The sequence below is a fragment of the Aeromonas sp. EU05-FHT14A05 genome, from assembly GCF_058791175.1.
Map to the genome: position 1 here is coordinate 127,785 of NZ_JBYTDH010000005.1, position 25,811 is coordinate 153,595.

Annotated in this window: 28 protein-coding genes; 20 read left to right on the forward strand and 8 right to left on the reverse strand. The window is 61.8% G+C overall.

The window, feature by feature from the left end; all coding sequences use genetic code 11:
• Nucleotides 1-58 precede the first annotated feature (58 nt).
• Nucleotides 59-511 (forward strand): Lrp/AsnC family transcriptional regulator, encoded by a 453-nt coding sequence (locus AC3WR3_RS09345; protein ID WP_025327261.1) that lies wholly within the window; start codon nt 59-61, stop codon nt 509-511.
• A gap of 124 nt (nt 512-635) precedes the next feature.
• On the opposite strand, the gene AC3WR3_RS09350 is transcribed toward AC3WR3_RS09345, so the two are convergent.
• Entirely contained in the window at nt 636-1,121 is a 486-nt protein-coding gene (locus tag AC3WR3_RS09350) for a VOC family protein (RefSeq protein ID WP_202045961.1), read from the reverse strand.
• A 207-nt stretch (nt 1,122-1,328) separates the two neighbouring features.
• Here AC3WR3_RS09350 and AC3WR3_RS09355 point away from each other — a divergent pair, with 207 nt between their 5' ends.
• Nucleotides 1,329-2,078: a class I SAM-dependent methyltransferase gene (locus AC3WR3_RS09355; RefSeq protein WP_492291726.1), complete on the forward strand. Its 750-nt coding sequence runs from the start codon at nt 1,329-1,331 to the stop codon at nt 2,076-2,078.
• 127 nt (nt 2,079-2,205) lie between these two features.
• On the opposite strand, the gene AC3WR3_RS09360 is transcribed toward AC3WR3_RS09355, so the two are convergent.
• On the reverse strand, nt 2,206-2,451 hold the full coding sequence (locus tag AC3WR3_RS09360) for a PA2433 domain-containing protein (protein ID WP_025327258.1): 246 nt from the start codon (nt 2,449-2,451) through the stop codon (nt 2,206-2,208).
• 116 nt (nt 2,452-2,567) lie between these two features.
• Here AC3WR3_RS09360 and AC3WR3_RS09365 point away from each other — a divergent pair, with 116 nt between their 5' ends.
• Nucleotides 2,568-3,869, forward strand: coding sequence for an MFS transporter (locus AC3WR3_RS09365; protein ID WP_492291727.1), 1,302 nt, complete (start codon nt 2,568-2,570; stop codon nt 3,867-3,869).
• Nucleotides 3,870-3,942: 73 nt separating this feature from the next.
• Here AC3WR3_RS09365 and ahpF read toward each other — a convergent pair whose 3' ends face one another.
• From ahpF to AC3WR3_RS09380, 3 genes are all read right to left on the reverse strand, one after another.
• The gene (gene ahpF, locus AC3WR3_RS09370) at nt 3,943-5,529 is read right to left on the reverse strand and encodes an alkyl hydroperoxide reductase subunit F (RefSeq protein ID WP_025327256.1); all 1,587 of its coding nucleotides are present in this window, start codon (nt 5,527-5,529) and stop codon (nt 3,943-3,945) included.
• Nucleotides 5,530-5,670: 141 nt separating this feature from the next.
• The gene (ahpC, locus tag AC3WR3_RS09375) at nt 5,671-6,237 is read right to left on the reverse strand and encodes an alkyl hydroperoxide reductase subunit C (protein ID WP_025327255.1); all 567 of its coding nucleotides are present in this window, start codon (nt 6,235-6,237) and stop codon (nt 5,671-5,673) included.
• A 644-nt stretch (nt 6,238-6,881) separates the two neighbouring features.
• Nucleotides 6,882-7,328, reverse strand: coding sequence for a CBS domain-containing protein (locus AC3WR3_RS09380; protein WP_042650441.1), 447 nt, complete (start codon nt 7,326-7,328; stop codon nt 6,882-6,884).
• Nucleotides 7,329-7,602: 274 nt separating this feature from the next.
• Here AC3WR3_RS09380 and queA point away from each other — a divergent pair, with 274 nt between their 5' ends.
• The 7 genes from queA to nlpI all read left to right on the forward strand — a co-directional run bounded on the left by queA (nt 7,603) and on the right by nlpI (nt 14,623).
• On the forward strand, nt 7,603-8,670 hold the full coding sequence (gene queA, locus AC3WR3_RS09385) for a tRNA preQ1(34) S-adenosylmethionine ribosyltransferase-isomerase QueA (protein ID WP_492291728.1): 1,068 nt from the start codon (nt 7,603-7,605) through the stop codon (nt 8,668-8,670).
• A 117-nt stretch (nt 8,671-8,787) separates the two neighbouring features.
• Entirely contained in the window at nt 8,788-9,924 is a 1,137-nt protein-coding gene (gene tgt, locus AC3WR3_RS09390; RefSeq protein ID WP_247626404.1) for a tRNA guanosine(34) transglycosylase Tgt, read from the forward strand.
• Nucleotides 9,925-9,974: 50 nt separating this feature from the next.
• Nucleotides 9,975-10,310, forward strand: a complete 336-nt coding sequence (gene yajC, locus AC3WR3_RS09395) for a preprotein translocase subunit YajC (protein ID WP_041205953.1) — start codon at nt 9,975-9,977, stop codon at nt 10,308-10,310.
• An 18-nt stretch (nt 10,311-10,328) separates the two neighbouring features.
• Nucleotides 10,329-12,182: a protein translocase subunit SecD gene (gene secD, locus AC3WR3_RS09400; protein WP_025327250.1), complete on the forward strand. Its 1,854-nt coding sequence runs from the start codon at nt 10,329-10,331 to the stop codon at nt 12,180-12,182.
• A 9-nt stretch (nt 12,183-12,191) separates the two neighbouring features.
• The gene (gene secF / locus AC3WR3_RS09405; RefSeq protein ID WP_139434242.1) at nt 12,192-13,139 is read left to right on the forward strand and encodes a protein translocase subunit SecF; all 948 of its coding nucleotides are present in this window, start codon (nt 12,192-12,194) and stop codon (nt 13,137-13,139) included.
• Nucleotides 13,140-13,231: 92 nt separating this feature from the next.
• The gene (locus AC3WR3_RS09410; protein WP_205641923.1) at nt 13,232-13,600 is read left to right on the forward strand and encodes a rhodanese-like domain-containing protein; all 369 of its coding nucleotides are present in this window, start codon (nt 13,232-13,234) and stop codon (nt 13,598-13,600) included.
• A 90-nt stretch (nt 13,601-13,690) separates the two neighbouring features.
• A complete protein-coding gene (nlpI, locus tag AC3WR3_RS09415) occupies nt 13,691-14,623 on the forward strand; it encodes a lipoprotein NlpI (protein ID WP_307764782.1) in 933 nt (310 codons plus the stop codon).
• A gap of 73 nt (nt 14,624-14,696) precedes the next feature.
• Here the strand turns inward: nlpI and AC3WR3_RS09420 are convergent, their stop codons facing one another.
• Both AC3WR3_RS09420 and ubiU read right to left on the reverse strand, forming a co-directional pair.
• Nucleotides 14,697-15,569 carry a U32 family peptidase gene (locus tag AC3WR3_RS09420; protein WP_492291729.1) on the reverse strand — a complete coding sequence of 291 codons (873 nt, stop codon included), beginning with the start codon at nt 15,567-15,569 and terminating at the stop codon, nt 14,697-14,699.
• Nucleotides 15,570-15,581: 12 nt separating this feature from the next.
• Nucleotides 15,582-16,577 carry a ubiquinone anaerobic biosynthesis protein UbiU gene (ubiU, locus tag AC3WR3_RS09425; protein WP_139434245.1) on the reverse strand — a complete coding sequence of 332 codons (996 nt, stop codon included), beginning with the start codon at nt 16,575-16,577 and terminating at the stop codon, nt 15,582-15,584.
• Between the two features lie 190 nt (nt 16,578-16,767).
• Between ubiU and ubiT the strand changes: the two genes are divergently transcribed.
• Nucleotides 16,768-17,283: a ubiquinone anaerobic biosynthesis accessory factor UbiT gene (ubiT, locus tag AC3WR3_RS09430; protein WP_139434246.1), complete on the forward strand. Its 516-nt coding sequence runs from the start codon at nt 16,768-16,770 to the stop codon at nt 17,281-17,283.
• On the opposite strand, the gene AC3WR3_RS09435 is transcribed toward ubiT, so the two are convergent.
• The gene (locus tag AC3WR3_RS09435; RefSeq protein WP_342058312.1) at nt 17,248-17,664 is read right to left on the reverse strand and encodes a hypothetical protein; all 417 of its coding nucleotides are present in this window, start codon (nt 17,662-17,664) and stop codon (nt 17,248-17,250) included. The two genes, ubiT and AC3WR3_RS09435, sit on opposite strands and share 36 nt — an antisense overlap.
• A gap of 184 nt (nt 17,665-17,848) precedes the next feature.
• On the opposite strand from AC3WR3_RS09435, the gene trmJ reads away from it, so the two are divergent.
• The 9 genes from trmJ (at nt 17,849) to pepB (ending at nt 25,517) form a co-directional block, all read left to right on the forward strand.
• The gene (trmJ, locus tag AC3WR3_RS09440; RefSeq protein WP_492291730.1) at nt 17,849-18,583 is read left to right on the forward strand and encodes a tRNA (cytosine(32)/uridine(32)-2'-O)-methyltransferase TrmJ; all 735 of its coding nucleotides are present in this window, start codon (nt 17,849-17,851) and stop codon (nt 18,581-18,583) included.
• 93 nt (nt 18,584-18,676) lie between these two features.
• The gene (iscR, locus tag AC3WR3_RS09445; RefSeq protein WP_025327241.1) at nt 18,677-19,180 is read left to right on the forward strand and encodes a Fe-S cluster assembly transcriptional regulator IscR; all 504 of its coding nucleotides are present in this window, start codon (nt 18,677-18,679) and stop codon (nt 19,178-19,180) included.
• 52 nt (nt 19,181-19,232) lie between these two features.
• Nucleotides 19,233-20,447 (forward strand): IscS subfamily cysteine desulfurase, encoded by a 1,215-nt coding sequence (locus AC3WR3_RS09450; RefSeq protein ID WP_492291731.1) that lies wholly within the window; start codon nt 19,233-19,235, stop codon nt 20,445-20,447.
• Between the two features lie 54 nt (nt 20,448-20,501).
• Nucleotides 20,502-20,885 (forward strand): Fe-S cluster assembly scaffold IscU, encoded by a 384-nt coding sequence (gene iscU, locus AC3WR3_RS09455; protein ID WP_005299770.1) that lies wholly within the window; start codon nt 20,502-20,504, stop codon nt 20,883-20,885.
• A gap of 15 nt (nt 20,886-20,900) precedes the next feature.
• Nucleotides 20,901-21,224: an iron-sulfur cluster assembly protein IscA gene (gene iscA / locus AC3WR3_RS09460; protein WP_005324290.1), complete on the forward strand. Its 324-nt coding sequence runs from the start codon at nt 20,901-20,903 to the stop codon at nt 21,222-21,224.
• An 86-nt stretch (nt 21,225-21,310) separates the two neighbouring features.
• On the forward strand, nt 21,311-21,829 hold the full coding sequence (hscB, locus tag AC3WR3_RS09465; protein WP_043131709.1) for a co-chaperone HscB: 519 nt from the start codon (nt 21,311-21,313) through the stop codon (nt 21,827-21,829).
• A 28-nt stretch (nt 21,830-21,857) separates the two neighbouring features.
• The gene (gene hscA, locus AC3WR3_RS09470) at nt 21,858-23,714 is read left to right on the forward strand and encodes a Fe-S protein assembly chaperone HscA (protein ID WP_492291732.1); all 1,857 of its coding nucleotides are present in this window, start codon (nt 21,858-21,860) and stop codon (nt 23,712-23,714) included.
• Between the two features lies 1 nt (nt 23,715).
• Nucleotides 23,716-24,054, forward strand: coding sequence for an ISC system 2Fe-2S type ferredoxin (gene fdx / locus AC3WR3_RS09475; protein ID WP_005324284.1), 339 nt, complete (start codon nt 23,716-23,718; stop codon nt 24,052-24,054).
• 158 nt (nt 24,055-24,212) lie between these two features.
• Nucleotides 24,213-25,517: an aminopeptidase PepB gene (gene pepB / locus AC3WR3_RS09480; protein ID WP_492291733.1), complete on the forward strand. Its 1,305-nt coding sequence runs from the start codon at nt 24,213-24,215 to the stop codon at nt 25,515-25,517.
• Nucleotides 25,518-25,811 lie beyond the last annotated feature (294 nt).

The following is a 25,811-nucleotide window of genomic DNA, read 5'->3' on the forward strand; positions in this document are numbered from 1 at the left end:
TTAGAATGTGCTGTCTGATATTTGCCAATATCGCTCTATAAATGGGAAGATTTTCCAAATGGACAGAATTGATCGCAGGATCCTTGCCGAGCTGCAGTCTGACGGGCGCCTCTCCGTCACCGAGCTGGCCGAACGGATCGGGCTCAGCGTCTCCCCTTGTCACCGGCGGGTGCGTGCCCTCGAGGAGGCGGGGGTGATCAGGGGCTATCGCGCACAGCTCGATCCCGGCAACCTCGGCCTTAACTTCTCCGCCATCGTCTTTGTCACCCTGAGGGAGGGGGATCGCCAGGCCGTCGCCACTTTCGAACAAGCCCTGGTGGCGATCCCCCAGGTCATTCAGGCACAGCGTCTCTTCGGCGATCCCGATTACCTGCTGAACGTCATCACCCGGGATCTTCCCGCCTTCCAGCGCTTGTATGATGAGCAGCTCTCGGCGCTGCCGAGCGTCCAGCGACTCACCTCGACCCTCGTCATGAAGAGCGTGGTGCAGGAGCGGTCGCTGCCCCTTTGAACTGATGGCCAAGTAAGGGAAGAGGGGTCACCCGGGGCTGCGCTCTCGCCAAGCCGCATGAACGAACAGACCCCGCCTGCTGGCGGGGCCTGTTCGTTGGCAGGCGGTGGAGCTGAATGGGCGCTCAGCCCCGGCGCGCCGCCTCTATGGCGGCGATATCTATCTTGCCCATCTGCATCATGGCCTCGAAGGCGCGTCTCGCTGCCTCGGGGTCGGGATCCGTGATCGCCTCGGTGAGGGCCAGGGGGGTGATCTGCCAGGAGATGCCCCACTTGTCCTGGCACCAGCCGCACTCGCTCGCCTGGCCGCCATGGTCGATGATGGCGTGCCAGTAGCGATCCGTCTCGGCCTGGGTCTGGGTGGCCACCTGGAACGAGAAGGCCCAGCCGTGGCTGACCCCGGGGCCGCCGTTGAGCCCGAGGCAGGGGATCCCCATCACCCTGAACTCGACCGTCAGCACATCCCCTTTCTTGCCGGCGGGGTAGTCGGCAGGGGCCCGGTGCACGGCGTCGACGGCGGAGTCGGGGAAGAGGCTTGCGTAAAACCGTGCCGCCTCCTCGGCATCCCCGTCATACCAGAGGCAGATCCTGTTCTTTGCGGCTGTCATCATCTCGTGGCTCCTGTCGGTTGCTGTCATCCTGTGCCCCTCCCTTTCTCTTGCCCCAGTGGTTGCTACCTGGCGCCCTCTGTTGCCAGCCGGGGAGTTGCATGATGTCGTCAAGTGTAGTGGCATAGGGATCCGGGCCGCCCGGTTTGGCAGGCAGAGCGACAGGCTGGGCGACCGGATGCCCCGCCAATGACAAGAGAGGTGTGCGCGATGGACAGTACCCAGCGATTCTCGACCCGGGTCGAGGCTTATGTGAAGTACCGCCCCGGTTATCCGGCGGCCATGCTGGACTTTCTGGCTGACGAGCTTGCCATGGGGCCCAAGGCCCAGGTGGCCGACATAGGGGCGGGCACCGGCATCCTGACCGCCCTGCTCGCACCTCGGGTGGCGCGGGTCTGGGCGGTGGAGCCCAATGACGAGATGCGCGCCGCCGCCAGACGGCTGCTGGCGGAGGTGGGCAACATCGGCTGGTCCCACGGCAGTGCGGAGGCCACCGGCCTGCCGACGGGCTCGGTGGACCTGGTGACGGTCGCCCAGGCGTTTCACTGGTTCGATCGCACCGCCTTTCGGCAGGAGTGTCAGCGGCTGCTCAGACCCGGTGGCCGGGTCGCCCTCATCTGGAATGACAGGCTGACCGACACCCCGTTTCTCAAGGCCTATGAGGAGGGGTTGCACGCCTATTCGGGGGATTACGAGGAGGTCAATCATCGCAACCTCGGTGAGCACGACTTTAGTGCCTTCTTCGAGGGGGAGTACCGGCTCGATCGCTTTGAAAACCGCCAGCTGTTCGATCTGGACGGCGTGCTGGGGCGGCTCAACTCCTCCTCCTATGCCCCCGCCGTCGGCACCCCGGCCCATGAGCAGATGACGGCCCTCATCCGCCGCGAGTTTGCACGTCATGCCGTTCACGGCAAGATAGCCTTCAACTATTGCACCCTGGTCTACAGTGGCCGGGTTTAGCCCCGGCAAGCGCTGACACCCGCAGTGAAAAGGCCCCCGCCAGTGATGGCGAGGGCCTTGTTTCATCTGGACTGCCTGTCGCATCCGGGCGGTGCGAAGCAGACAGTCGCGCGGGGCATGGGCAGTGTCAGCCTTGATCAATGCCGAGGATGGCCATGGCCTTGGCCAGGGTATCGACGGATTCCTGATGCTTGCCCGCGTTATGCAGGGTCTCTCCTTCGGCCCTGAGCTGCTTCACCTCGGCCAGTTTCTCGGCACTGAGGGCGGGGTTCGTGGCCAGGGCATCATCAATCTTCTTCATGTCCATGGGGCAGTGGAAGGCGATGGCGCTCCCGGCGAAGAGCAGGGCTGCCAACAACAGCATGAGTCTCATCTTGACGACCTCCTTGATGGGATCCCGTTAAGAATAGCCCGGAAGGGCCGGGACTATTGGGTTGAACCGGGCAAGAAACAGACGCTACCATGATCTTTTCGTCACGAGGAGGCGTCATGACACTCACAAGGTTGCTGTCACCCCTGACCAGTCTGGTGATCTTCATTCTGGGCCACGGCATGTTCAATACCCTGCTGACGGTGCGTCTCTCGGCCGAACAGGTGTCGGTGCAGGCCATCGGCCTGGTGTCGGCCGCCTATTTCGGGGGCCTGGTGCTGGGGGCCTTCATCAATGCCCGTCTCATCATACGGGTGGGTCATATCCGGGCCTATGCGGCCTATGCCTCCCTGCTCTGTTTCCTGTTCCTGCTGCACGGCATGGTGGTGGAGCCCGTCACCTGGGCGGCGCTGCGGCTGCTGGGGGGCTTTGCCACCGGCGGCCTGTTCGTGGTGCTGGAGTCCTGGATGCTGGTCTCAAGCACCCCGGCGAACCGGGGCCGGTTGATGTCCCTCTACATGATCCTGCTCTACGGTTCCCTCGCCCTGGGCCAGTTGCTGCTCAAGTGGGTGGATCCCATGGTATTGACCCCCTTCGCCCTGTGCGCCATGGCCGCCACCCTCTCCGTGGTGCCGCTCGCCCTCTCCCGGGTGACCACCCCTGCCATGGTGGCGCCCCAGCCGGTGGGGGTGCTCGAGCTTGTCCGGCTCACCCCGGCGGGCATGGGCAGCAGCTTCACCTCCGGCCTCATCCTCGGGGCCATCTATGGCCTGTTGCCGCTCTACTTTACCGACAGCGGCGCCTCGCTCTCCCGGGTGGCGGACATGATGGCGCTGGTGATCCTGGGGGGCATGTGCCTGCAATACCCCATAGGGCGAATGTCCGACCGCTATGACAGGCGGCTGGTGATCCTGCTGCTGTGCGGGGCGCTGACCCTGCTCGCCCTGCTGATGGTGCTGCTGCCCGGGGCGTGGCGCGAGCCGATCGCGGGTGCCCTGGTGTTCCTGTTGGGGGGCATGGCGTTCTCCATCTACCCCTTGAGCCTCAGCCACGCCTGCGACGAGTTGCGCCCGGATCAGGTGCTGGGGGCCAACCAGGGGCTGCTGCTCGCTTACAGCCTGGGGGCCATGATAGGGCCGCTGCTGGCGCCCTTCGTCATGTTGCAGTTCGGGCCAGAGGGGCTATTCGTCTATTTCGCCCTGTGCGGCGCCCTGCTGGCGGGCTATCTGGGCTGGCGCCGGCGGCAGCGGGCACCCATTCCCCTGGCCGAGCATCAGGTGTTCATGCCGGTGCCGCCCAATACCCCCATGACGGCGGAGCTGGAGCCGAGAACGGATCTGGAAGGGGAGGCGGTGCCCGCGAGCTATGCCGCGCCCGAAGTGGAGGACGTGGAGGGGATGGAGGAGCCGCAGGTTCGCTGAGGCAGCCAGCCCGAAGACACGCATAAAAAAAGCCGACTCCAGGGAGTCGGCTTTTTGTCGGGCGATGAGCCTGTCAGGCGGTCACGGCCTCGCTCTTGGCCGCAGCGGCTTCCGGCGCCGCATTGCGGATGAGGTAATCGAAGGCCCCCAGGGCTGCGGTGGCACCGGCGCCCATGGAGATGATGATCTGCTTGAACGGCACCGTAGTGGCATCCCCTGCGGCGTAGACGCCGGGCAGGGAGGTAGCGCCCTTGGTGTCGATCTCTATTTCGCCAAAGCGGGTCAGGGCGACTTCGCTCCCCTTGAGGAACTCGGTGTTCGGGACCAGACCTATCTGCACGAAGATGCCGGCCACCGCCAGGTGCTTGATCTCGCCTGTGGTGCGATCCTCGTAGTCCATGCCCACCACCTTGCTGCCGTCACCGATCACTTCGGTGGTGCGGGCGCTCATGATGATGTCGATGTTGCCCATGGAGCGAGCCTTCTTCTGCAGCACTTCGTCGGCGCGCAGGGTATCGGCGAACTCCACCACGGTGACGTGCTCGACGATACCGGCGAGATCGATGGCCGCTTCTATGCCGGAGTTACCGCCACCGATCACCGCCACCCGCTTGCCCTTGAAGAAGGGGCCGTCGCAGTGGGGGCAGTAGGCCACGCCCTTGGTGCGGTATTCGAGCTCCCCCGGCACGTTCAGATCGCGCCAGCGGGCGCCGGTCGCCAGGATCACGGCACGGCTCTTCAAGGTGGCACCGGAGGCGAGATCCACATTCACGTAGCCATCCTTGCTGATGGCGGCGGCACGCTGCTCGGTGATCACTTCCACGCCGTACTGCTTGACGTGCTGCTCCAGGCTCGCGGCCAGCTTGGGGCCCTCGGTGTAGGGCACGGAGATGAAGTTCTCGATGCCGACGGTGTCCATCACCTGACCGCCGAAGCGCTCGGCGACGATGGCGGTGCGGATCCCCTTGCGGGCGGCATAGATGGCGGCTGCGGCGCCAGCCGGGCCACCGCCCACTACCAGCACGTCGTAGGGGGCCTTTTCGCTCAGCTCTTGCGCCTTGCGCTCTGCCGCGCCGGTATCGAGTTTCGCGACGATCTCTTCGAGCGAGGTACGGCCCTGGCTGAACGGCTGGCCGTTCAGGTAGACGTTCGGGACCGCCATGATCTGGCGCTCGTTCACCTCGTCCTGGAACAGGGCTCCGTCGATCATGGTGTGGGTGATACCGGGGTTCAGGGTGGCCATCAGGTTCAGGGCCTGTACCACATCAGGGCAGTTGTGGCAGGAGAGGGAGATATAGGTCTCGAAGTGGAACTCGCCCTTGAGGTTTTTCACCTGCTCCAGCACGGCCGGATCGGCCTTGGAGGGATGGCCGCCGCTTTGCAGCAGGGCGAGCACCAGGGAGGTAAATTCATGACCCATGGGGATGCCGGCAAAATGCACGCGCGGTGCCTGGCCTTGTGGCGCCACGCTCATGGAAGGCTTGCGGGCGGCTGTGCCATCGGTCATGGAAATCTTGGGGGACATCTCTGCTATCTCGTTGGCCAATGCCAGGAGCTCTGCGGATTTGTCGCTGTCATTGCCGGACACGCTGATCTCGATGGGATTGACGATGTACTGCAAGTAACCGTTGAGTTGTTGTTTGAGGTTGGTATCTAACATGGTCGAATTCCTTCTTGTTATGGCGGTCGGCACTATTGATGAATACAGAAAGCACTGGATGCAAAAAACAGTGAATGCAGGAAGCGCTGGGCCAGAAAGCAGACCGGCCCTTGAGTGGGCCGGTCTTGGAGAGCAGGAGGCTTAGATTTTGCCTACCAGATCCAGGGACGGGGCCAGGGTGGCATCGCCTTCTTGCCATTTGGCCGGGCACACTTCACCCGGGTGAGCGGCAACGTACTGGGCAGCCTTGACCTTGCGCAGCAGCTCCAGAGCGTCACGGCCGATACCGCCGGCGTTGATTTCAACGATCTGGATGACACCGTTCGGGTCGATGACGAAGGTACCGCGGTCAGCCAGGCCAGCTTCTTCGATCATCACGCCGAAGTTGCGGGTGATGGTGCCGGTCGGGTCGCCGATCATCGGGTACTGGATCTTCTTGATGGTGTCAGAAGTGTCGTGCCAGGCCTTGTGAGTGAAGTGGGTGTCGGTGGAGACGGCGTAGATCTCGACGCCCAGCTTCTTGAAGGAAGCGTAGTTGTCAGCCAGATCGCCCAGCTCGGTCGGGCAAACGAAGGTGAAGTCAGCCGGGTAGAAGAAGACCACGGACCACTTGCCTTTCAGGTCAGCGTCAGACACCTGAACGAATTTGCCATTGTGGTAGGCGGTAGCGTTGAACGGCTTGATTTCGGTGTTGATATAGGTAGACATGTATTTGCTCCTTGGTGATGTACATATGCCCGTCTGGTCGTGAAGTGCTTGGCCAGGCGAGGCGCTTAACTTTCGATGGAGGCATCATAGGGCTTTTCTCTAATCGGTCAAAGCCACAATTTTGAATCACTTAAATCTACTTATTAGATAGCCCATCGCAACTGTACCTAATATGAATATCTCAGGCCTTCAGAGATAACTCATTGTCGAAGTTCAATTTCTGTCCTCCATGTCACATTTTCAAGTCCCGGATGGCAACTTGTTTTATGCCGGAGGTGATGAGAGGGGTACTGAAGGCGCGTCGGGGCAGAGGGGGAGGGGGTGAGAGACGGGCAAAAAAAATCCCGGCGCCGTCGCACAGACAGGGCCGGGTCATCAAACAAGGAATGGCGATATAAAAATGCTTTACAGCAAAGACTAACTACGGGGTGTGCAAACTTGCAGACATATGAAGAGAAGACATCGGGTGCACAATCCTCATCTCCTCTTCGGCAACCATTGCATGGACGGCATCATAGTGTGATGGAGATCACAAAGCAAGTTTGTGGTGTAATTTTTCAGTCAAACTGAAAGTGTTTCAGCTATTTAGCCGATTAATCAGGCTGAAAACGCTTTTATTGTAATTTTATTACAGTTTTTAGTGATCAGAAATCGGAGGGTGGCTCCTGCTCCTCCATCAGTTCCAGCAGATTGATGGCGACAGTGATGAAGTCCGACTCCGTGACTATGCCCACCAGCTTGCGTCCCCGCACCACCGGCAGGCAGCCATATTTGTGGCGCTGCAGGTAGAGGGCCGCCTCCTTGATGCCGGCGTGGGGATCCACGCTCGCCACCTGGCGGGTCATGATCTCGTCGAGCTGGACGCTGTCGGTGAATTCCGCCTCCCGCTCCGGATTGATCAGCAGCAGCTTGGAGTCGCGGGTTGCCAGGATGTCGGAGAGGGTGACCAGCCCCAGCAGATGCAGGTGCTCGTCGACGATGGGGATGTGGCGGATCTGCTCCTGCTGCATCAGCTCCATCGCCTGCTTGACGCTGTTCTGCGGCCCCAGGGTGAAGGGGTGTTCGGTCATGATTTCAGTCAGGGTCATCATGGTGGGCCTCCTTGTGTCTCTGATCTCACCCTAGCTCAGCTCCTGGCCTTGGAACCTGATCAGGGTCAATACAGATCATTAAAGAATCATTAACCCAGGGTTGTTGGCACGGCGGGGTACAAATTGGTGTCCAAGCGCCCGTGTCGGCACGCCAAGGGCCCCCAAGGCTCGCAAAAAGAGCGCTATCCCTTGCCGGCCTTGGGTTTTTGGTCTTTTGGGTTGCCTTGGCAGAGGGGGATAACTAGACTAGCCGCCGATTCCCCCGAGGTGAAAGATGCAAGTATCCGATTTTCATTTTGATCTGCCAGACGAGCTGATTGCCCGCTATCCGATGGCAGAGCGTACCGCCAGCCGCCTGTTGCAGCTCGATGGTCAAAGCGGCGCCCTGCGCCACGGTCAATTTGTGGATGTGCTGGACCAGCTCAACCCGGGCGACCTGCTGGTGTTCAACAACACCCGGGTCATTCCGGCGCGCATGTTTGGCCAGAAGGCCAGCGGCGGCAAGCTGGAGGTGCTGGTGGAGCGCATTCTGGACGAGCACAGCGTGCTGGCCCATGTCCGCTCCTCCAAGTCTCCCAAGCCCGGCACCCGCCTCATCCTGGATGGCGGCCCCGATGGGGAGAAGGTGGATGCCGAGATGCGCGCCCGCCACGATGCCCTGTTCGAGATCCACTTCCTGGACCCGCGCCCGGTGCTTGAGATCCTGGAAGCCATCGGCCACATGCCGCTGCCCCCCTATATCGACCGCCCCGACGAGGATGCCGACAAGGAGCGCTACCAGACCGTTTACAACCAGAAGCCGGGCGCCGTGGCGGCGCCGACTGCCGGGTTGCACTTCGACGAGCCGCTGCTCGAGAAAATTCGGGCCAAGGGCGTGGAAACGGCTTTCGTTACCCTGCACGTGGGGGCGGGCACCTTCCAGCCGGTGCGGGTGGAGAAGATTGAAGATCACCACATGCACTCCGAATACGCCGAAGTGCCCCAGGAGGTGGTGGACGCCATCGCCGCGACCCGCGCCCGCGGTGGCCGGGTGATTGCGGTGGGGACCACGTCGGTGCGATCCCTCGAGAGCGCGGCCAAGGTGACCCTGGCCCAGGGCAAGCCGCTGGCGCCGTTTTTCAGCGACACCGACATCTTCATCTTCCCGGGTTACCAGTTCCAGGTGGTCGATGCCATGGTCACCAACTTCCACCTGCCCGAATCCACCCTGATCATGCTGGTCAGCGCCTTCGCGGGGTACGACAACGTGATGACGGCCTATCAGGCTGCAGTGGAAGAGCAGTACCGTTTCTTCAGCTACGGGGACGCCATGTTTGTCACCCGTCGCCAGGTCGAGGCATAAGCCTTAGCCTTCAGAAGCCGTTCAGGGAGGCCTTGTCAGGATCCTTGCCGGTTTCTTGTATCGGGCCCATGGGGCCCTCCGCTGTCAGACTGTTTCTCTGACTGAATAGAGGTAGCAATGAAATTTGAACTGAAAACCACAGATGGTCGCGCCCGTCGCGGTCAGCTGGTATTCGAGCGCGGTGTGGTCCAGACCCCGGCCTTCATGCCGGTCGGTACCTACGGCACCGTCAAGGGGATGACCCCGGAAGAGGTGCGCGAGACCGGTGCCCAGATCCTGCTTGGCAACACCTTCCACCTCTGGCTGCGGCCGGGTCAGGCGGTGATGCGCGCCCACGGGGATCTGCATGACTTCATGAACTGGCAGGGCCCCATCCTCACCGACTCCGGTGGTTTCCAGGTGTTCAGCCTGGGTCACATTCGCAAGATCACCGAGGAGGGGGTGCACTTCCGTCATCCCATCAACGGCGAGAAGATCTTCCTCGACCCCGAGAAATCCATGGAGATCCAGTACGATCTGGGCTCCGACATCGTGATGATCTTCGACGAGTGCACGCCCTATCCGGCGACCTACGAAGAGGCGCGCAAGTCCATGGAGATGTCCCTGCGCTGGGCCAAGCGCTCCCGCGAGAAGTTCGATGCCCTTGGCAACAAGAACGCCCTGTTCGGCATCATCCAGGGCTCCGTCTACGAGCCGCTGCGGGATGTCTCCCTGGACGGTCTGCTGGAAATAGGCTTCGACGGCTATGCGGTCGGCGGTCTGGCGGTGGGTGAGCCCAAGGAAGACATGCATCGCATCCTGGATCACGTCTGCCCGAAGATCCCGGCCGACAAGCCGCGCTACCTGATGGGGGTGGGCAAGCCCGAAGATCTGGTGGAAGGGGTGCGCCGCGGCATCGACATGTTCGATTGCGTGATGCCGACCCGTAACGCCCGCAACGGTCATCTGTTCACCACGGACGGGGTGGTCAAGATCCGCAACGCCAAGTATCGCGAGGACACCAGCACCCTGGATGCGGACTGCGACTGCTACACCTGCAAGAACTACACCCGCAGCTATCTGTACCATCTGGACAAGTGCAACGAGATCCTCGGTGCCCGTCTGAATACCATTCATAACCTGCGTTATTACCAGCGTGTGATGCAGGGTTTGCGGGACGCGATCGAGCAGGGTAAATTAGACGACTTTGTAACTGAGTTTTATCGTCGGCAAGGGAAGCCCGTGCCTCCGTTAACTGAAAATGACGTGAAATAACAACGACATATAAGTTAGTTTTCAAATCTACATCAATAAGAGGTTGTTAAATGAGCATTATCTCCAAGGCGTATGCAGAAGGCGCAGCTCCGGGTGCACAGGGTGGTGGCATGGAAATGATCATCATGCTGGCCGTGTTTGGCCTCATCTTCTATTTCATGATCTACCGTCCCCAGGCCAAGCGCGCCAAGACTCATCGCGATCTGATGAGCTCCCTGGCCAAGGGTGACGAAGTGCTCACCTCAGGTGGCCTGGTCGGCAAGATCGCCAAGGTCTCCGCCGATAGCGACTACATAGTGCTGGCCCTGAACGATCAGACCCAGGTCACCATCAAGCGTGATTTCGTCTCTGCCGTTCTGCCCAAGGGTTCTATCCAGTCCCTTTAATCTCCCGAGGAGCACAGCGTGTTAAATCGCTATCCGCTGTGGAAATACCTGATGGTGATCGTCGTGATCGCCATCGGTTTTCTATATGCAGCCCCCAATCTTTACGGCGAAGACCCGGCCTTGCAGGTATCTGCCAGCCGTGGTGCCGAAGTCAAACTAGAGACGCTCGATCAGGTGAAGGAGACGCTCGAAGCGGCTCAGATCCCGGTCAAACATGCTGCGTTCGAACACGGTTTCATCCTGATCCGGTTCACCAATACCGAAGACCAGCTCAAGGCACGTGACATCGTCGCCAACAAGCTGGGCGACAACTTCATCACTGCCCTCAACCTGGCACCTTCCACCCCTGCCTGGCTCGAAGCCATCGGCGCCGCTCCCCTCAAGCTGGGTCTGGACCTGCGCGGTGGTGTGCACTTCCTGATGGAAGTGGACATGGCCGAGGCGCTGACCAAGCAGCAAGAGCAGATGGTGCAGGATTTCCGCTCCGAGCTGCGCACCCAGAAGATCCGTTACTCCGGCGTGCGCCGGGTGGGTGATCAGGTGCAGGTGGTGTTCCGCGAGGAGGCCGATCAGGCCAAGGCGGCCTCTTTCCTGCGTCGGCAGAATCCGGATCTCACCTTCACCACCGAGCAGAAAGGGGATGACTTCATCCTGCTGGCCGGCTTGAGTGAAGCCAAGATCAAGGAAGTGAAGAAGTACGCCCTCGAGCAGAACATCACCATCATCCGTAACCGGGTGAACGAGCTGGGTGTGGCCGAGCCGCTGGTACAACAGCAGGGTGCCGAGCGCATCGTGGTGGAGCTGCCCGGTATCCAGGACACCGCCCGTGCCAAGGAGATCCTGGGGGCCACCGCCACCCTGGAGTTCCACATGGTCGATGAGGCCGCCGACATCCAGGCCGCGGCCGCAGGCCGGGTGCCGCCGAGCTCCAAGGTCTACAACGATCGCAACGGTCGTCCCGTGGTGCTGCAAAAGCGCGTGATCCTGACCGGTGACCACATAGTGGGTGCCCAGTCCGGTTTCGATGAATACAGCCGTCCCCAGGTCAACATCAAGCTCGATGGCCAGGGTGGCAACAAGATGGCCAACTTTACCAAGGACAACGTCGGTAAGGGCATGGCCACCGTCTTCATCGAGTACAAGCCGGTGGGTCAACCCGGTCCGGACGGCAAGCGCAAGTTCCGCAAGCAGGAGGAGGTGATCAACGTCGCCACCATCCAGTCGCGCCTTGGCAGCCAGTTCCGCATCACCGGCATCGACAACGCCAACGAAGCCCACAACCTGGCACTGTTGCTGCGTGCCGGTGCCCTGATAGCCCCCATCCAGATCGTCGAAGAGCGCACCATAGGCCCGAGCCTGGGTCAGCAGAACATCGACAGCGGGATGGAAGCCATCGGCTGGGCCATGCTGGTGATAGTGCTGTTCATGGGGATCTACTACCGTGCGTTCGGTTGGGTGGCCAATCTGGCCCTCTCCATGAACCTGGTGCTGATCGTCGGCATCATGTCGATGATACCGGGGGCCACCATGACCCTGCCGGGTATCGCCGGTATTGTACTGACGCTGGGCATGGCGGTGGATGCGAACGTGCTGATCTACGAGCGTATTCGTGAAGAGATCCGCAACGGCCGCGGGGTGCAGCAAGCCATCCACATGGGCTTTGACCGCGCCTTCTCGACCATCGCCGACTCGAACGTCACCTCGCTCATCACCTGTGTGATCCTGTTTGGCATCGGCACCGGCGCCATCAAGGGCTTCGCCCTGACCCTGGGCATAGGTCTGACCGCCTCCATGTTTACGGCCATTACTGTATCCCGCGCCATCATCAACCTGGCCTGGGGCGGACGGCGCATCGACAAGCTGCCGATCTAAGGAAGAGACATGTTTCAGATCCTACATTTTGAAAAGCCCATCCCCTTCATGCGTTTCGCCAAGTCGGGAATGGTGTTCTCTGCCTTGCTGACGATGCTCGCCCTGTTCTGCCTGTTCGATCGCGGCCTGAACTGGGGGCTGGACTTTACCGGGGGCACCACCATAGAGGTGGGGTTCCAGCAATCGGTGAGCCTGGACAAGATGCACGAAGCGCTGGACGAGCAGAAGATTGAAGGGGCGACCCTGCAGTTCTTCGGCTCCAGCCGCGACGTGCTGGTGCGCATGGCCCCCCAAGAGGGGGTCAAGGTCGAGCAGCAGGGCAACGAGGTACTGGCAGCCGCCAAGCTGATCGACGAGGGCGCCGTGCTCAAGCGGGTCGAGTTCGTCGGTCCTTCGGTGGGTGACGAGCTGGCGACAGACGGTGCCCTGGCCATGCTGGCCTCCATCCTCTGTATCCTGGCCTACGTGGCGGTGCGGTTCGAGTGGCGTCTGGCCATGGGGGGCATCCTCTCCCTGGCCCACGACGTCATCATCACCCTCGGCATCTTCGCCTACTTCCAGTACGAGTTCGACCTGACCGTGCTGGCGGCGCTGATGACCCTGGTGGGCTACTCCCTGAACGACACCATAGTGGTGTTCGACCGGGTGCGGGAGAATTTCCGCAAGGTGCGTCGGGGGGATACCGCCGAGATCATGGATCTCTCCATGACCGAGACCCTGAGCCGGACCATCATCACCTCGGGGTTGACCTTCGTGGTGGTGGTGGCGCTGCTGCTCAAGGGGGGCCCGCTGATCCACGGTTTTGCCATCGCCATGGTGATAGGGGTGGCCTTCGGGACCTACTCCTCCATCTATGTGGCGAGTGCCTCTGCCATGTTCTTCGGGGTCAAGCGGGAGCACATGCTGCCGACCCAGGTGGAAAAAGAAGGGGCGGATCAGCAAGAGATCCTGCCGTAACAGACAAGGGCGCCACAAGGCGCCCTTTCTCTTGGGGCGCGGCTGAGTCATTATGCTCCCCAGCCCCCATCCTCAAATGCAAGGAGCAAGCCATGCAACACAATCCCCGTTTTCTGGCCCTGGTAGAGGCCATTCGCCCGCAGGTACGGGAAACCGACGTGCACCAGATCAGGCGCTGGCAGGAAGAAGGCCGTGCTTTTCACCTGATCGACGTGCGGGAAGATAACGAGTGGGCGACAGGGCACCTGCCGGGGGCGGAACACCTGGGCCGCGGTGTGATGGAGCGGGACATCGAGACCCGTTTTCCCGATCCCGACACCGAGCTCTACCTCTATTGTGGTGGGGGATTTCGCTCCATCCTGGCGGCGGACAACCTGCGGAAGATGGGGTATTCCCGGGTGGTCAGCGTCGATGGAGGCTTTCGTGGTTGGCGTGATGCCGGATACCCTGTCGAATCCTGATTTATTTGAGGGATAGGGGTTGCGCCACATGACAAAAGGCCGGTTGACCTTTACCATATGCGGGGTCAAGCGTAAGCGTCGGAGTGTTCATTGAACGTCAGGATAGGGATTGGATACCTCACCGGTATCCTGTTGTTGCTCCCCATGTGGGGATGCAGCAGTAGCAGTCAGGTTACAGCGCCTCAAGTTCCCAAGCCGCAACCCGCTTCATTGGTATTGGCGACCCCCTTGCAGGTCTCCTACCAGAGCGAGTTGGCCTTGGCGCGACTCGGGCAGATGCTCAGTGAAATGGAATTGACGACCGAACAGCGCGCCGAACTCTTCTATGAGCGTGCCGTGGTGTTTGACCGGGTTGGCCTTCGTTCCCTCGCTCGGCTCGACTTCAACCGCGCCCTGCGGGAGAAGCCCGACTTTGCCGAGGCTTACAACTTCATCGGTGTCTATCTGGTTCAGCAACAGAACTATGACGAGGCCTATGAGGCATTCGATTCGGCACTCGAGCTCGCCCCGGATTACGATTACGCCTACCTCAACCGTGGCATAGCGCTCTATTACGGCAACAGGCCCGAGCTGGCCACCGCCGACATGAAGCGTTTCTACGAGGCGCAGCCGGAAGATCCCTACCGGGTGATCTGGCTCTATCTGGCCGAGCAGAAGCTCAACGGGCCGGCGGCCATGAGCCGGATGCGCGAGCGGCTGAACAAGTATGATGACGACGCCTGGAACTGGGATCTGGTCCGCCTCTATACCGGCGAGATCAACGCCACCCAGCTGATGGGCAACGTGGTGAAAGGGGTGAAAGACAACCGGGAGCTCGCCGAGCGCCTGTGCGAAACCTACTTCTACCTCGGCAAGTTCGAGCTGGCCAAGGGCAACCGCAAGGAAGCCATCAGCTACTTCAAGCTGGCGCTGGCCAACAACGTCTATGACTTCATCGAGCATCGCTATGCCCTGCTCGAGCTGGAGCTGATGGCGCGCAAGCCCTTGCCGCCGGGTGCCCAGGGCAAAAACAGCAAAGCGTGATAAGGGCATCCGCCCTCAGTGAAAAAGGCCTCTTGATGAGGCCTTTTTGCTGTCTGTGACACAGGTTGTGCCGTTATTCCACCAGGCTCATGCCGGGGATCTGCCGCCAGTAACCGTTGCAGTCCCGCTCCTGCTGCAGGGGGAGGGGGGCCTGACCCTGCTGGTTGGCCTTGAAACGGGCCAGCATGTCGAGTGTCTCCATCCCTTCGGGGGAGAGGCGCACCACGTCTACCAGTCCCGCCATGCCTTCGATCTCGTTGCCGAGGTTGTAGCAGTAGCCGGACTGGGTCTGGATACCGTTGAGATTGAACACCTTCTGCCCCTCGCGGCTGCTGGCGAGGCGCCCAGTGGGGTAGTGGATGCAGGCGAGCTCGCAGTTGTCCTTGGGCTTGTCGAGGGAGCGGGCGGTAAAACAGCGCGCCGAATAGGCGAGCGGCAGGTGGCCGTAAGCGAACACCTCCACCTCGAACTGCTGGCGGGCCGGCCCCAGATCCTGGCTGAGCTGTACCAGCCAGTCGCGGGAGAGCTCCACCGGCATCACCCAGCGCCGCATCCCCTGCTTGAGCAGCATGCGAAGCACCTCGGCATTGTAGGCATTGATGGCCGGGCCACACACGAAGGGCAGCCCCGCCTCCCAGGCGAGCTGAACGGCGCCGAGATCGTTGGCCTCGATCATGAGATCGCCGTTGTCGACCAGCCGCTTGACCTCCTTGAGCTCAGACGGCGCCGAGATCAGCGCCAGGGTGGAGAGCACGGCCTGCTTGCCCGAGCTCGCCACCTGGCGGGCCAGGGCAATCCAGTCATCCCCTTTCAGTTCGCGGCGCTTGCTGCACACCGTCTCGCCCAGATAGATGATGTCGGCCTGGCTCTGCGCCGCCGCCTCATAGAAGGCCTGGGTATCGGCCTTGGGCCAGTAGAAGAGCAGGGGCCCGAGAGAGAATTGCATGATGTGCTCCTTTTATTGCCACTGGCGATGATAGGCGCCGAGGGTTGTCTGGCTTCCCTCGGAGACGCGGGCAAGCTGGGCATCCCACTCGCTCTTGACGCTGTAGGCGTCGGGGTTGGCCTGATAGGCGTCGATGGCGGCGCGCCAGACCCGGGTCACCTGTTCGACATAGGCGGGGCTGCGCTGGCGGCCCTCGATCTTGACTGACTGGATCCCGGTCTGGAACAGCTCGGGCAAGAGGCCGAGGGTGTTGAGGCTGGTAGGCTCCTCCAGGGCGTGGTAGGTCTGGCCATCCACCTCGAAACGCCCCTTGCACAGGGTCGGGTAGCCGGCGTTTTCCCCCGGGCCGTAGCGATCGATCAGCACCTCGTTGAGACGGGATTCGAGACCGCGGGGGGTCTCTTCCCAGCGTACGAACTTGGCGGGGGAGCAGGCGCCCACTGTATTGGGGCTTTCGCCCGTCATGTAGGAGGAGAGATAGCAGCGCCCCTCCGCCATGATGCAGAGGCTGCCGAAGGCGAACACCTCGAGGCCGACATCGGTCTCGCGGGCCAGCTGCCTGACCTGGTGCATGGAGAGCACCCGTGGCAGCACCACCCGGCCGACGTTGAAGTGCTGCTGGTAGAAGCGGATGGCGGCAGCGTTGGTGGCGCTGGCCTGGACCGAGACATGGAGCTCCATGTCGGGATGGTGGCGGCTGGCGTAATCCAGCACGGCGAGATCGGCGATGATGAGGGCATCGGCACCGAGCGCCACCCCTCTGTCCACCGCCTGCTTCCATCTGGCATCCGAGCCCGGGTGGGCGAAGGTGTTGATGGCGATGTGCAGCTTGCGGCCGTGTCGGTGCACATAGTCCACCGCTCTTTCCAGCTTGCTGTCCGTGAAGTTGAGCCCGGCGAAGTGGCGGGCATTGGTGTCATCCTTGAAGCCGATATAGACGGCATCGGCCCCGTTATCCACGGCTGTCTTCAGTGCCGGCAGGCTGCCTGCCGGGCAGAGTAATTCCATCGGGTACGCTCCGAGAGGGCAAAAATGCAAAAAGTGGCCCGATTGTATGCAGGCTTGGACCCCCGCTTTTTGACCTGAGGCAGCTTTAGGTGGCTTTACCCTTCTTGAGGTAAGTGGGCACAAGTTTGATTTTCAACAGGATCCTGATAATTGCACTGTGTTTGAATGGGCAAAAAACTGGGAGTTTATCGTGTTTCAACAACTGCAACGCCGCCTGATCGAACAGGCCCCTCGTCTCTTGCGTCATCCCCTCAAGCTGGTGCCCTTCACCCTGCAGCAAAACCTGATGGAGGCCTTGCTGGCGCAGGCGTTCAAGGAAGCCATCCAGGACGGGGATTTCGCCTTCCTGGCGGGCAAGTGGCTCAAAGTCGAGGTATCGGATCTCGATCTCTGCTGGTTCGTCAGCGAGCGAGAGGGAAAACTGGTGGTGGCCCGTGAATGCGAGCGAGCCGATGTCTGCTTCAGCGGCAGCAGCCAGGATCTCATCCTGATTGCCGGTCGCAAGGAGGATCCGGACTCCCTCTTCTTCCAGCGCAGGCTGAAGATAGAAGGGGATACCGAGCTGGGCCTCGAGGTGAAGAACCTGATGGACAGCCTGGATCTCGATGGGCTGCCCGGGCTGATGAAATATCCCCTGATGGATCTGGCCACCCTGATAGCGCGGGTGCGATCAGCGCAGGATCCGCTGCCCGCGTCTATGGCCTGAGCCGCGTCTCAGCTGCAGGGCCAGCCCCCGGGCATGATGGCGGTGACGCCGCCGGGCCCACAGGCAGCGACCGGCCCAGAGACAGGGGAGCAGGGCGAGCAGGGCCGTGGTGTCAGGCAGGCGCAGCAGCACCAGCCCGAGTGCCAGCCACAGGAAGGGCAGGGCCTCGTAGTACCACTCCGGTTGCAACCAGCGCTTGGCGGGATAGATGATCAGATCGGTGCGCCTGTAGTTGGAGCGCATCATCCAGAGGAGAGCACCCACGGCAAACAGCAGAGTTGCCGCGAGCCAGAGCAGCGGGGAGTGGGCAAAGGACCACAGCGCGGCGGAGAGCAGCAGGTAAAGCAGCGGCAGTTGTTCATAGATCCAGGGGGGAAGCATGAGAGGGTGACTCCGGGTAATGCAGCTCGACCCTCTAAGGTTAGCCCTCCCTTTTCCCGCCTTCAGGCCGGTTGGTTATACGAACCATCACTTTTGTTCTGAAATGCGGGGTCAGAAGCGGTGCCAAAATAGCGATTGGTTATGTTACAATTGCGCGCCATTTTTGACTGAAGATTGACTGGGCATGTTGGATCAGATTCGTATCGTGTTGGTAAACACCTCTCACACCGGCAACATGGGGTCTGCGGCGAGAGCCATGAAGACCATGGGGCTGACGCAGCTGGTGTTGGTCGATCCGCAAGCCTTGCCAGATGACGATGCCATCGCCCTGGCAGCAGGGGCCAGCGATGTGCTGGCCAATGCCCGCATAGTCCAGACGCTGGACGACGCCATCGCCGATTGCGGCCTGGTCATCGGCACCAGTGCCCGATCCCGCACCCTGAGCTGGCCCATGCTGGATCCCCGTGAAGCGGGCGAGAAGCTGGTGACGGAAGGGGTGACGCACCCGGTTGCCCTGGTGTTTGGCCGTGAACGCACCGGCCTCACCAACGACGAGTTGCAAAAGTGCCACTACCACGTGGCCATCCCGGCCAATCCCGACTACAGCTCCCTCAATCTGGCCATGGCGGTGCAGACCCTCTGCTACGAGGTGCGGATGCACTGGCTGGATACTCAGGGGAGTGACACGGCGGGCGCAGAGGCGGAGCGGGCCGATTATCCCAGCGCGCAGCAGCTGGAAGGCTTCTATCTGCACCTGGAGCAGACCCTGCAGAAGACAGGTTTCATTGCCGATGATCACCCCGGTCATGTGATGAGCAAGCTGCGTCGTCTGTTCAATCGCGCCCGGCCGGAAGTGGTTGAATTGAATATATTGCGGGGCATTCTCACCTCGGTGCAGAAAGCCCGGCCACAGGATTAATCCCGACTGATTTACTCAAGCATATACTTGACTGTTTTAGTCGGGTATGTGACCATGTGCCCATATTGATTTGTTCGCAAGACGGTAAGGCATATGAGACTGACCTCAAAAGGACGTTACGCTGTGACAGCCATGCTAGACGTGGCGTTGCATGCAGAGCAGGGGCCCGTTCCCCTGGCTGATATTTCAGAGCGCCAGGGCATCTCCTTGTCCTATCTGGAACAACTGTTTGCCCGTCTGCGCAAGCATGGACTGGTGAGCAGCGTGCGCGGCCCGGGTGGCGGTTATCGCCTCGGCCTGGCCCCTGGCGAGATCTCGGTAGGTCAGGTGATCACCGCGGTCGATGAGTCGGTCGATGCGACCAAGTGTCTCGGCAAGGGTGGCTGCCACGGCGGTACCCAGTGCCTGACCCACTCCCTGTGGCGTGACTTGAGCGAGCGTATTTCCAGTTTCCTGGGGGACATCACCCTGGCGGAGCTGGTCGGTCAGGCCGATGTGCGCCGCATCGCCGGCAAGCAAGATGAACAAATGAAGACCGTGTTGTCCCTGGTTGACCGGGCAGAACGCGGTGATGTGAGCTTGAAAGTCCAACTATAAACGTGCTTTCCACGACGAGTCGCTGTGTGACCCCGTCGTAACGGAGAAAAACATGAAACTGCCTATTTACCTTGATTATTCGGCAACCTGTCCGGTGGACCCGCGTGTCGCAGAAAAAATGATGCAGTGCCTCACCATGGACGGCCTGTTTGGCAATCCTGCCTCCCGCTCTCACCGTTTCGGCTGGCAGGCCGAAGAGGCGGTGGACCTGGCCCGTAATCAAGTGGCAGAGCTGATTGGTGCAGATCCTCGCGAGATCGTCTTCACCTCCGGCGCGACCGAATCCAACAACCTGGCCATCAAGGGCATAGCCCACTTCTATGCTGGCAAGGGCAAGCACATCATCACCTCCAAGACTGAACACAAGGCGGTGCTCGACACCTGCCGTCAACTGGAGCGTGAAGGCTACGAGGTGACCTACCTCGAGCCGATGCCAAACGGCCTGTTCACCCTGGCGCAGATCGAAGGTGCCCTGCGCGATGACACCATCCTGGTCAGCATCATGCACGTCAACAACGAGATCGGTGTGGTGCAGGACATCGCCGCCATCGGCGAGCTGTGCCGCTCCCGCAAGATCCTGCTGCACGTGGACGCGGTCCAGAGCGTGGGCAAGATCCCGGTCGACGTGGAAGCCCTGAAAGTGGACCTGCTCTCCATGTCCGCCCACAAGGTATACGGCCCGAAAGGCATAGGTGCCCTCTACGTGCGCCGCAAGCCGCGGGTGCGCCTGGAAGCCCAGATGCACGGTGGCGGTCATGAGCGCGGCATGCGTTCCGGCACCCTGGCGACTCACCAGATCGTCGGTATGGGCGAGGCTTTCCGCATCGCCAAGGAAGAGATGGCGAGCGAGAGCCAGCACATCATGGCCCTGCGTCAGCGTCTGTGGGACGGCATCAAGAACATCGAAGAAGTCTATATCAATGGCGATCTGGACCAGCGTGTCCCGGGTAACCTGAACGTCAGCTTCGCCTATGTGGAAGGGGAATCCCTCATCATGGCGCTGAAGGATCTGGCTGTCTCTTCCGGTTCGGCCTGTACCTCGGCCAGCCTGGAGCCTTCCTACGTGCTGCGCGCCCTGGGCCTGAACGACGAGCTGGCACACAGCTCCATCCGCTTCAGCATTGGTCGCTTCACCACAGAGGAAGAGATCGACTACGCAATCAAGCTCATCTGCGACTCCATCGGTCGTCTGCGCGAGATGTCCCCCCTGTGGGAGATGTTCAAGGACGGCGTCGATCTGAACACGGTCGAATGGGCACATCACTGATCCTTGCCAGCGTGGCAAGTGTTTGGTGAACAACGGCATTAGCAGGAGTTAGATATGGCTTACAGTGAAAAAGTAATCGACCACTACGAGAATCCCCGCAACGTCGGTGGTTTTGACAAGAACGACCCCAGCATCGCGACCGGCATGGTCGGCGCGCCGGCCTGTGGCGACGTGATGAAGCTGCAACTGAAGATCAGCGACGACGGCATCATCGAAGACGCCAAGTTCAAGACCTACGGCTGTGGCTCCGCCATCGCCTCCAGCTCCCTGGTGACCGAGTGGGTCAAGGGCAAGACCCTGGACGAAGCCGCCGGCATCAAGAACACCGACATCGCCGAAGAGCTGGCCCTGCCACCGGTGAAGATCCACTGCTCCATTCTGGCGGAGGATGCCATCAAGGCCGCCATCGCCGATTACAAGCAGAAGAAAGGTCTCTAAGGTCCGGAGAGCAGTATGGCCATTACCATGACAGATGCCGCAGCGGCACGGGTTTCCTCTTTCATAACCAACCGGGGCAAGGGCATAGGCCTGCGCCTCGGCGTTAAGACCACCGGCTGTTCTGGCCTTGCCTATGTGCTCGAGTTTGTGGATGAGCTGGCCGCTGAGGATCAGGTGTTCGAGCAGAACGGTGTCAAGATCATCGTCGATGCCAAGAGCCTGATCCATCTGGATGGCACCGAGCTGGACTTCGTCAAGGAGGGCCTCAACGAGGGCTTCCAGTTCAACAACCCGAACGCCAAGGGCGAGTGCGGTTGTGGCGAGAGCTTCAGCGTCTAATCGATGAAGCCGGCAGCCTGCTGCCGGCTTTGCCGTTCAAGATGGATGGTGAGGAAGGCACTAGCCTTCGAGTCTGAGGACACAGAATGAATCATTTCGAGCTGTTCGGGCTGGCAGAGGGCTTCGAGCTCGATACCCGCCAGCTGGCAGACACCTACCGCCAGTTGCAAACCCGGTTTCACCCCGATCGTTTTGCCACCGCCCCCGAGCGGGAGCAGTTGGCCGCGGTGCAGCGTGCCGCCCAGATCAACGATGCCTTCACCACCCTCAAGTCCCCCCTGCGCCGAGCCGAATACCTGCTCTCCCTGCGCGGCACCGACATTCGAGGCGAGCAACAGACCCTGCAAGACACCTCTTTCCTGATGCAACAGCTGGAGTGGCGCGAGCGCCTGGCCGAGTTGAAAGGAGAAGCGGATCCTGAGGGGGCCATCGAAGATTTTCGTCGCGAGATCAGGCATGATCACCAGTCTCTGATGCAACGGCTGACCGATGCCCTCACCGCGGGTGAAGATCTGGCGGCGGCCGACTGCGTGCGCAAACTCAAGTTTGTCGACAAGCTCCTCGAGGAGCTGGAACGATTCGAAGACTCGCTGTTCGAGTCTTGACCCTCTAACGCTGGAATTGTGATTACCCATGGCATTACTGCAAATCGCCGAGCCCGGCCAGAGCGCCGCACCTCATCAGCACAAACGTGCCGTAGGCATCGATCTCGGCACCACCAACTCCCTGGTTGCCGCCGTACGCAGCGGCCAGGCCGACACCCTGTGTGACGAGCAGGGGCGCGATCTGCTGCCCTCTGTGGTGCACTATCAAGCTGGCCAGGACGCCGCCATCAGGGTGGGCTTTGACGCCAAGCGCGAAGCCGCCCTCGATCCCCACAACACCATCGTCTCGGTCAAACGGATGATGGGCAAGGCGCTGGCCGACATGGATACCCGTCAGCAGCCTTACGAGTTCGTGGCCGCCGACAACGGCATGCCCCAGATCCAGACTCGCCAGGGGCTGGTCAATCCGGTGCAGGTCTCGGCGGAGATCCTGAAAAAACTGGCCGAGCGCGGCGCCGCCTCCCTGGGGGGCGACCTCGACGGCGTGGTCATCACAGTGCCCGCCTATTTCGACGACGCCCAGCGCCAGGGCACCAAGGATGCGGCCCGTCTGGCCGGCCTGCACGTGCTGCGCCTGCTCAACGAGCCCACCGCCGCCGCCATCGCCTACGGCCTCGACTCCGGTCAGGAAGGGGTGATTGCCGTCTATGACCTCGGTGGCGGCACCTTCGACATCTCCATCCTGCGTCTGCATCGCGGGGTGTTCGAGGTGATGGCCACCGGCGGCGACTCGGCGCTGGGAGGCGATGACTTCGATCACCTGCTGGCGGACTGGATCAAGGCGCAAGCCGGCCTGAGCGGCCAGCTCGATGCCCGCACCCAGCGCGAGCTGCTGGACGTGGCGGCGGCGGTCAAGCACGGCCTGACGGATGCCGACCGCGTTGCCTGCACCTTTGCCGGCTGGCAGGGGGAGGTGAGCCGCAGCCAGTTCGACGAGCTCATCCTGCCGCTGGTCAAGCGCACCCTGCTGGCCTGCCGCCGCGCCCTGCGCGATGCGGGGCTCGAGCAGGTGGAGGTGCTGGAAGTGGTGATGGTGGGGGGCTCCACCCGGGTGCCGCTGGTGCGCGAGCAGGTGGGGGAGTTCTTCCAGCGTACGCCGCTGACCAGCATAGATCCGGACAAGGTGGTCGCCATCGGCGCCGCCATCCAGGCCGACATCCTGGTGGGCAACAAGCCCGATGCCGAGATGCTGCTGCTGGACGTGATCCCGCTCTCTCTCGGTCTTGAGACCATGGGGGGGCTTGCCGAGAAGGTGATCCCGCGCAACACCACCATACCGGTGGCCCGTGCCCAGGAGTTCACCACCTTCAAGGATGGCCAGACTGCCATGGCTATCCACGTGGTGCAGGGAGAACGCGAGCTGGTGGCGGATTGCCGCTCCCTGGCCCGCTTCACCCTGACCGGTATTCCGCCCATGGCGGCCGGCGCCGCCCACATTCGCGTCACCTTCCAGGTGGATGCGGACGGGCTGCTGTCGGTCAGCGCTATGGAGAAATCCTCCGGCGTGCAGGCGGAGATCCAGGTCAAGCCCTCCTATGGCTTGGCGGAAGAGGACATCCTCAGCATGCTGAGCGCCTCCATCGCCAATGCCCAGCAGGACATGGATGCCCGCATGCTGGCGGAGCAGCAGGTCGAAGCCGATCGGGTGGTGGAGAGCCTCAATGCGGCGCTGGCCGCCGATGGCGAGGCGCTGCTGAGTGCCGCCGAACGTGCCGAGATCGACACCGCGATCACTCATCTGCTGGCCATGCGTGCCACAGGCACAACCAATCAAATCAAAGATGCCATCGAGGCGGCGGATGCCGTCAGTGGCGAGTTTGCGGCCCGTCGCATGGATGCGTCCATTCGCAAGGTGCTGACCGGCCAAAACGTCAACAAGGTGTAATATGCCCAAACTGATCATTCTGCCTCACCCCGAACTCTGTCCGGACGGCGCCGCCCTCGAGGGCGCGACCGGTGAGACCATACTGGACATCGCCCTGCGCAACGGCATCGAGATCGAGCATGCCTGCGAGAAGTCCTGTGCCTGTACCACCTGCCACTGCGTGGTGCGTGAGGGGTTTGACTCCCTCGAGCCGAGCGATGAGCTGGAAGACGACATGCTGGACAAGGCATGGGGACTGGAGCCGGAATCCCGCCTGAGTTGCCAGGCCCGTCTGGCGGACGAGGATCTGGTGGTGGAGCTGCCCAAGTACACCATCAACCTCGCCTCCGAGCGTCATTGATTGACCCGCTAATTACACATGAGTGAATTGCGCGTGCAGCATCCCATGGCGCAGTGATGATATGGTGAAGGCCGTACCCCTCGGGGGAACGGCCTTTTTTGTCTCCGTTACCCCGCGTTGTTAATGAATCGTGCCAAGAAAAAAGGAAGCAAGAGAAGATGGCTGACATGATGAAGGTACTGTTATCCGCCCAGGCCGCTGCCGCCCACTGGGGTGAAGGCGCCCTGCTCAGTTTCAGCGGTGAGGAGACCCTGATCCACCTGGGGGCCAGCGTCCAGCAGCAGGATGCCCTGCGCACCATTCAACGGGCGGCCCGCCGACTCGAATCGAGCGGCATCAAGGGGGTGAGCCTGGCCGGTGAGGGCTGGGATCTGGAGCGTCGCTACGCCTTCGCCCAGGGTTTCTACGCCGCCAAGGGGCAGCGTGAACTGGACTTCGGCGAGCAGAGCGCAGCGGATGCCCGCGAGCTGGAGGCCCTCGTCAAGGCGACCCGCTGGGTGCGCGAGGTGACCAACGGTTGCCCGGAAGAGATCTACCCCATGAGCCTGGCGGAGTCCGCCCTGCTGCTGATCCGCGGCCTGGGTGGCGATCAGGTCACCGCCCGCATCACCGCAGGGGAAGCCCTGCGGGAGGCCGGCCATATCGGGATCTGGTCGGTGGGCCGCGGCAGCGAGCGCGAGCCAGTGCTGCTGGAGCTGGACTACAACCCGACCGGGGATCGCAACGCCCCCGTGGTGGCGGCCCTGGTGGGCAAGGGCATCACCTTCGACTCCGGTGGCTACTCCATGAAGTCCTCTGACAACATGCTGCCGATGAAGTCCGACATGGGCGGTGCCGCCATGGTGACCGGCGCCCTGGCGCTCGCCATCAGCCGCGGTCTCGACAAGCGGGTGAAACTCATCCTCTGCTGCGCCGAGAACCTGGTCTCAGGCCACGCCTTCAAGCTCGGCGACATCCTCACCTACAAGAACGGCATCTCGGTGGAGATCCAGAACACCGACGCCGAAGGGCGCCTGGTGCTGGCCGACGGCCTGCTGGCGGCCTCCGACAGCGGCGCCGCCCACATTCTCGATGCCGCCACCCTGACCGGCGCCGCCAAGACGGCGCTGGGCCGCGACTACAACGCCGTGTTTGCCCTGGACGAACGGGAGCAGGCGCGCGCCCTAGCCGCCGCGAAAGCCGAGAACGAGAAGGCCTGGCCCCTGCCGCTGGAACCCTGGCATGTGGGGCAGCTCACCTCGGCCTTCGCCGAGCTGGGCAACGTGGCCTCCGCCGAAGGCACCGCCGGTGCCACCACGGCCGCCGCGTTCTTGTCGCGCTTCGTCCGTGACGAGGGCAAGGGCTGGGTGCACCTGGATCTCTCCGCCTCCTATCAGAAATCCGGCAACGAGCTGTGGGCGACCGGTGCCAAGGGGCACGGTCTGCGCACCATAGCGCGCTGGTTGCAGGAGGTTGCTGAATGAACAGCTGTTTGAGTCACGAGTGGCGCCGTGAAATGCGCCAGATGCCGGCAGGCCAGGCCTGCGCATCCATGATTGCGCGCTGGTTGCAGGAGGTTGCTGAATGAACATCTGCTTGAATCACGAGTGGCGCCGTGAAGTGCGCCAGATGCCGGCAGGCCAGGCCTGCGCATCCATGATTGCCCGCTGGTTGCAGGAGGTTGCTGAATGAACATCTGTTTGAATCACGAGTGGCGCCGTGAAGTGCGCCAGATGCCGGCAGGCCAGGCCTGCGCATCCATGATTGCCCGCTGGTTG

Bases quoted from the DNA above. Each gene is read 5' to 3' on its own strand.
- AC3WR3_RS09345 (WP_025327261.1), top strand. From the start codon at position 59: ATGGACAGAATTGATCGCAGGATCCTTGCCGAGCTGCAGTCTGACGGG.
- AC3WR3_RS09350 (WP_202045961.1), bottom strand. From the start codon at position 1,121: ATGATGACAGCCGCAAAGAACAGGATCTGCCTCTGGTATGACGGGGAT.
- AC3WR3_RS09355 (WP_492291726.1), top strand. From the start codon at position 1,329: ATGGACAGTACCCAGCGATTCTCGACCCGGGTCGAGGCTTATGTGAAG.
- AC3WR3_RS09360 (WP_025327258.1), bottom strand. From the start codon at position 2,451: ATGAGACTCATGCTGTTGTTGGCAGCCCTGCTCTTCGCCGGGAGCGCC.
- AC3WR3_RS09365 (WP_492291727.1), top strand. From the start codon at position 2,568: ATGACACTCACAAGGTTGCTGTCACCCCTGACCAGTCTGGTGATCTTC.
- ahpF (WP_025327256.1), bottom strand. From the start codon at position 5,529: ATGTTAGATACCAACCTCAAACAACAACTCAACGGTTACTTGCAGTAC.
- ahpC (WP_025327255.1), bottom strand. From the start codon at position 6,237: ATGTCTACCTATATCAACACCGAAATCAAGCCGTTCAACGCTACCGCC.
- AC3WR3_RS09380 (WP_042650441.1), bottom strand. From the start codon at position 7,328: ATGATGACCCTGACTGAAATCATGACCGAACACCCCTTCACCCTGGGG.
- queA (WP_492291728.1), top strand. From the start codon at position 7,603: ATGCAAGTATCCGATTTTCATTTTGATCTGCCAGACGAGCTGATTGCC.
- tgt (WP_247626404.1), top strand. From the start codon at position 8,788: ATGAAATTTGAACTGAAAACCACAGATGGTCGCGCCCGTCGCGGTCAG.
- yajC (WP_041205953.1), top strand. From the start codon at position 9,975: ATGAGCATTATCTCCAAGGCGTATGCAGAAGGCGCAGCTCCGGGTGCA.
- secF (WP_139434242.1), top strand. From the start codon at position 12,192: ATGTTTCAGATCCTACATTTTGAAAAGCCCATCCCCTTCATGCGTTTC.
- AC3WR3_RS09410 (WP_205641923.1), top strand. From the start codon at position 13,232: ATGCAACACAATCCCCGTTTTCTGGCCCTGGTAGAGGCCATTCGCCCG.
- AC3WR3_RS09420 (WP_492291729.1), bottom strand. From the start codon at position 15,569: ATGCAATTCTCTCTCGGGCCCCTGCTCTTCTACTGGCCCAAGGCCGAT.
- ubiU (WP_139434245.1), bottom strand. From the start codon at position 16,577: ATGGAATTACTCTGCCCGGCAGGCAGCCTGCCGGCACTGAAGACAGCC.
- AC3WR3_RS09435 (WP_342058312.1), bottom strand. From the start codon at position 17,664: ATGCTTCCCCCCTGGATCTATGAACAACTGCCGCTGCTTTACCTGCTG.
- trmJ (WP_492291730.1), top strand. From the start codon at position 17,849: ATGTTGGATCAGATTCGTATCGTGTTGGTAAACACCTCTCACACCGGC.
- iscR (WP_025327241.1), top strand. From the start codon at position 18,677: ATGAGACTGACCTCAAAAGGACGTTACGCTGTGACAGCCATGCTAGAC.
- AC3WR3_RS09450 (WP_492291731.1), top strand. From the start codon at position 19,233: ATGAAACTGCCTATTTACCTTGATTATTCGGCAACCTGTCCGGTGGAC.
- iscU (WP_005299770.1), top strand. From the start codon at position 20,502: ATGGCTTACAGTGAAAAAGTAATCGACCACTACGAGAATCCCCGCAAC.
- iscA (WP_005324290.1), top strand. From the start codon at position 20,901: ATGGCCATTACCATGACAGATGCCGCAGCGGCACGGGTTTCCTCTTTC.
- hscB (WP_043131709.1), top strand. From the start codon at position 21,311: ATGAATCATTTCGAGCTGTTCGGGCTGGCAGAGGGCTTCGAGCTCGAT.
- hscA (WP_492291732.1), top strand. From the start codon at position 21,858: ATGGCATTACTGCAAATCGCCGAGCCCGGCCAGAGCGCCGCACCTCAT.
- fdx (WP_005324284.1), top strand. From the start codon at position 23,716: ATGCCCAAACTGATCATTCTGCCTCACCCCGAACTCTGTCCGGACGGC.
- pepB (WP_492291733.1), top strand. From the start codon at position 24,213: ATGGCTGACATGATGAAGGTACTGTTATCCGCCCAGGCCGCTGCCGCC.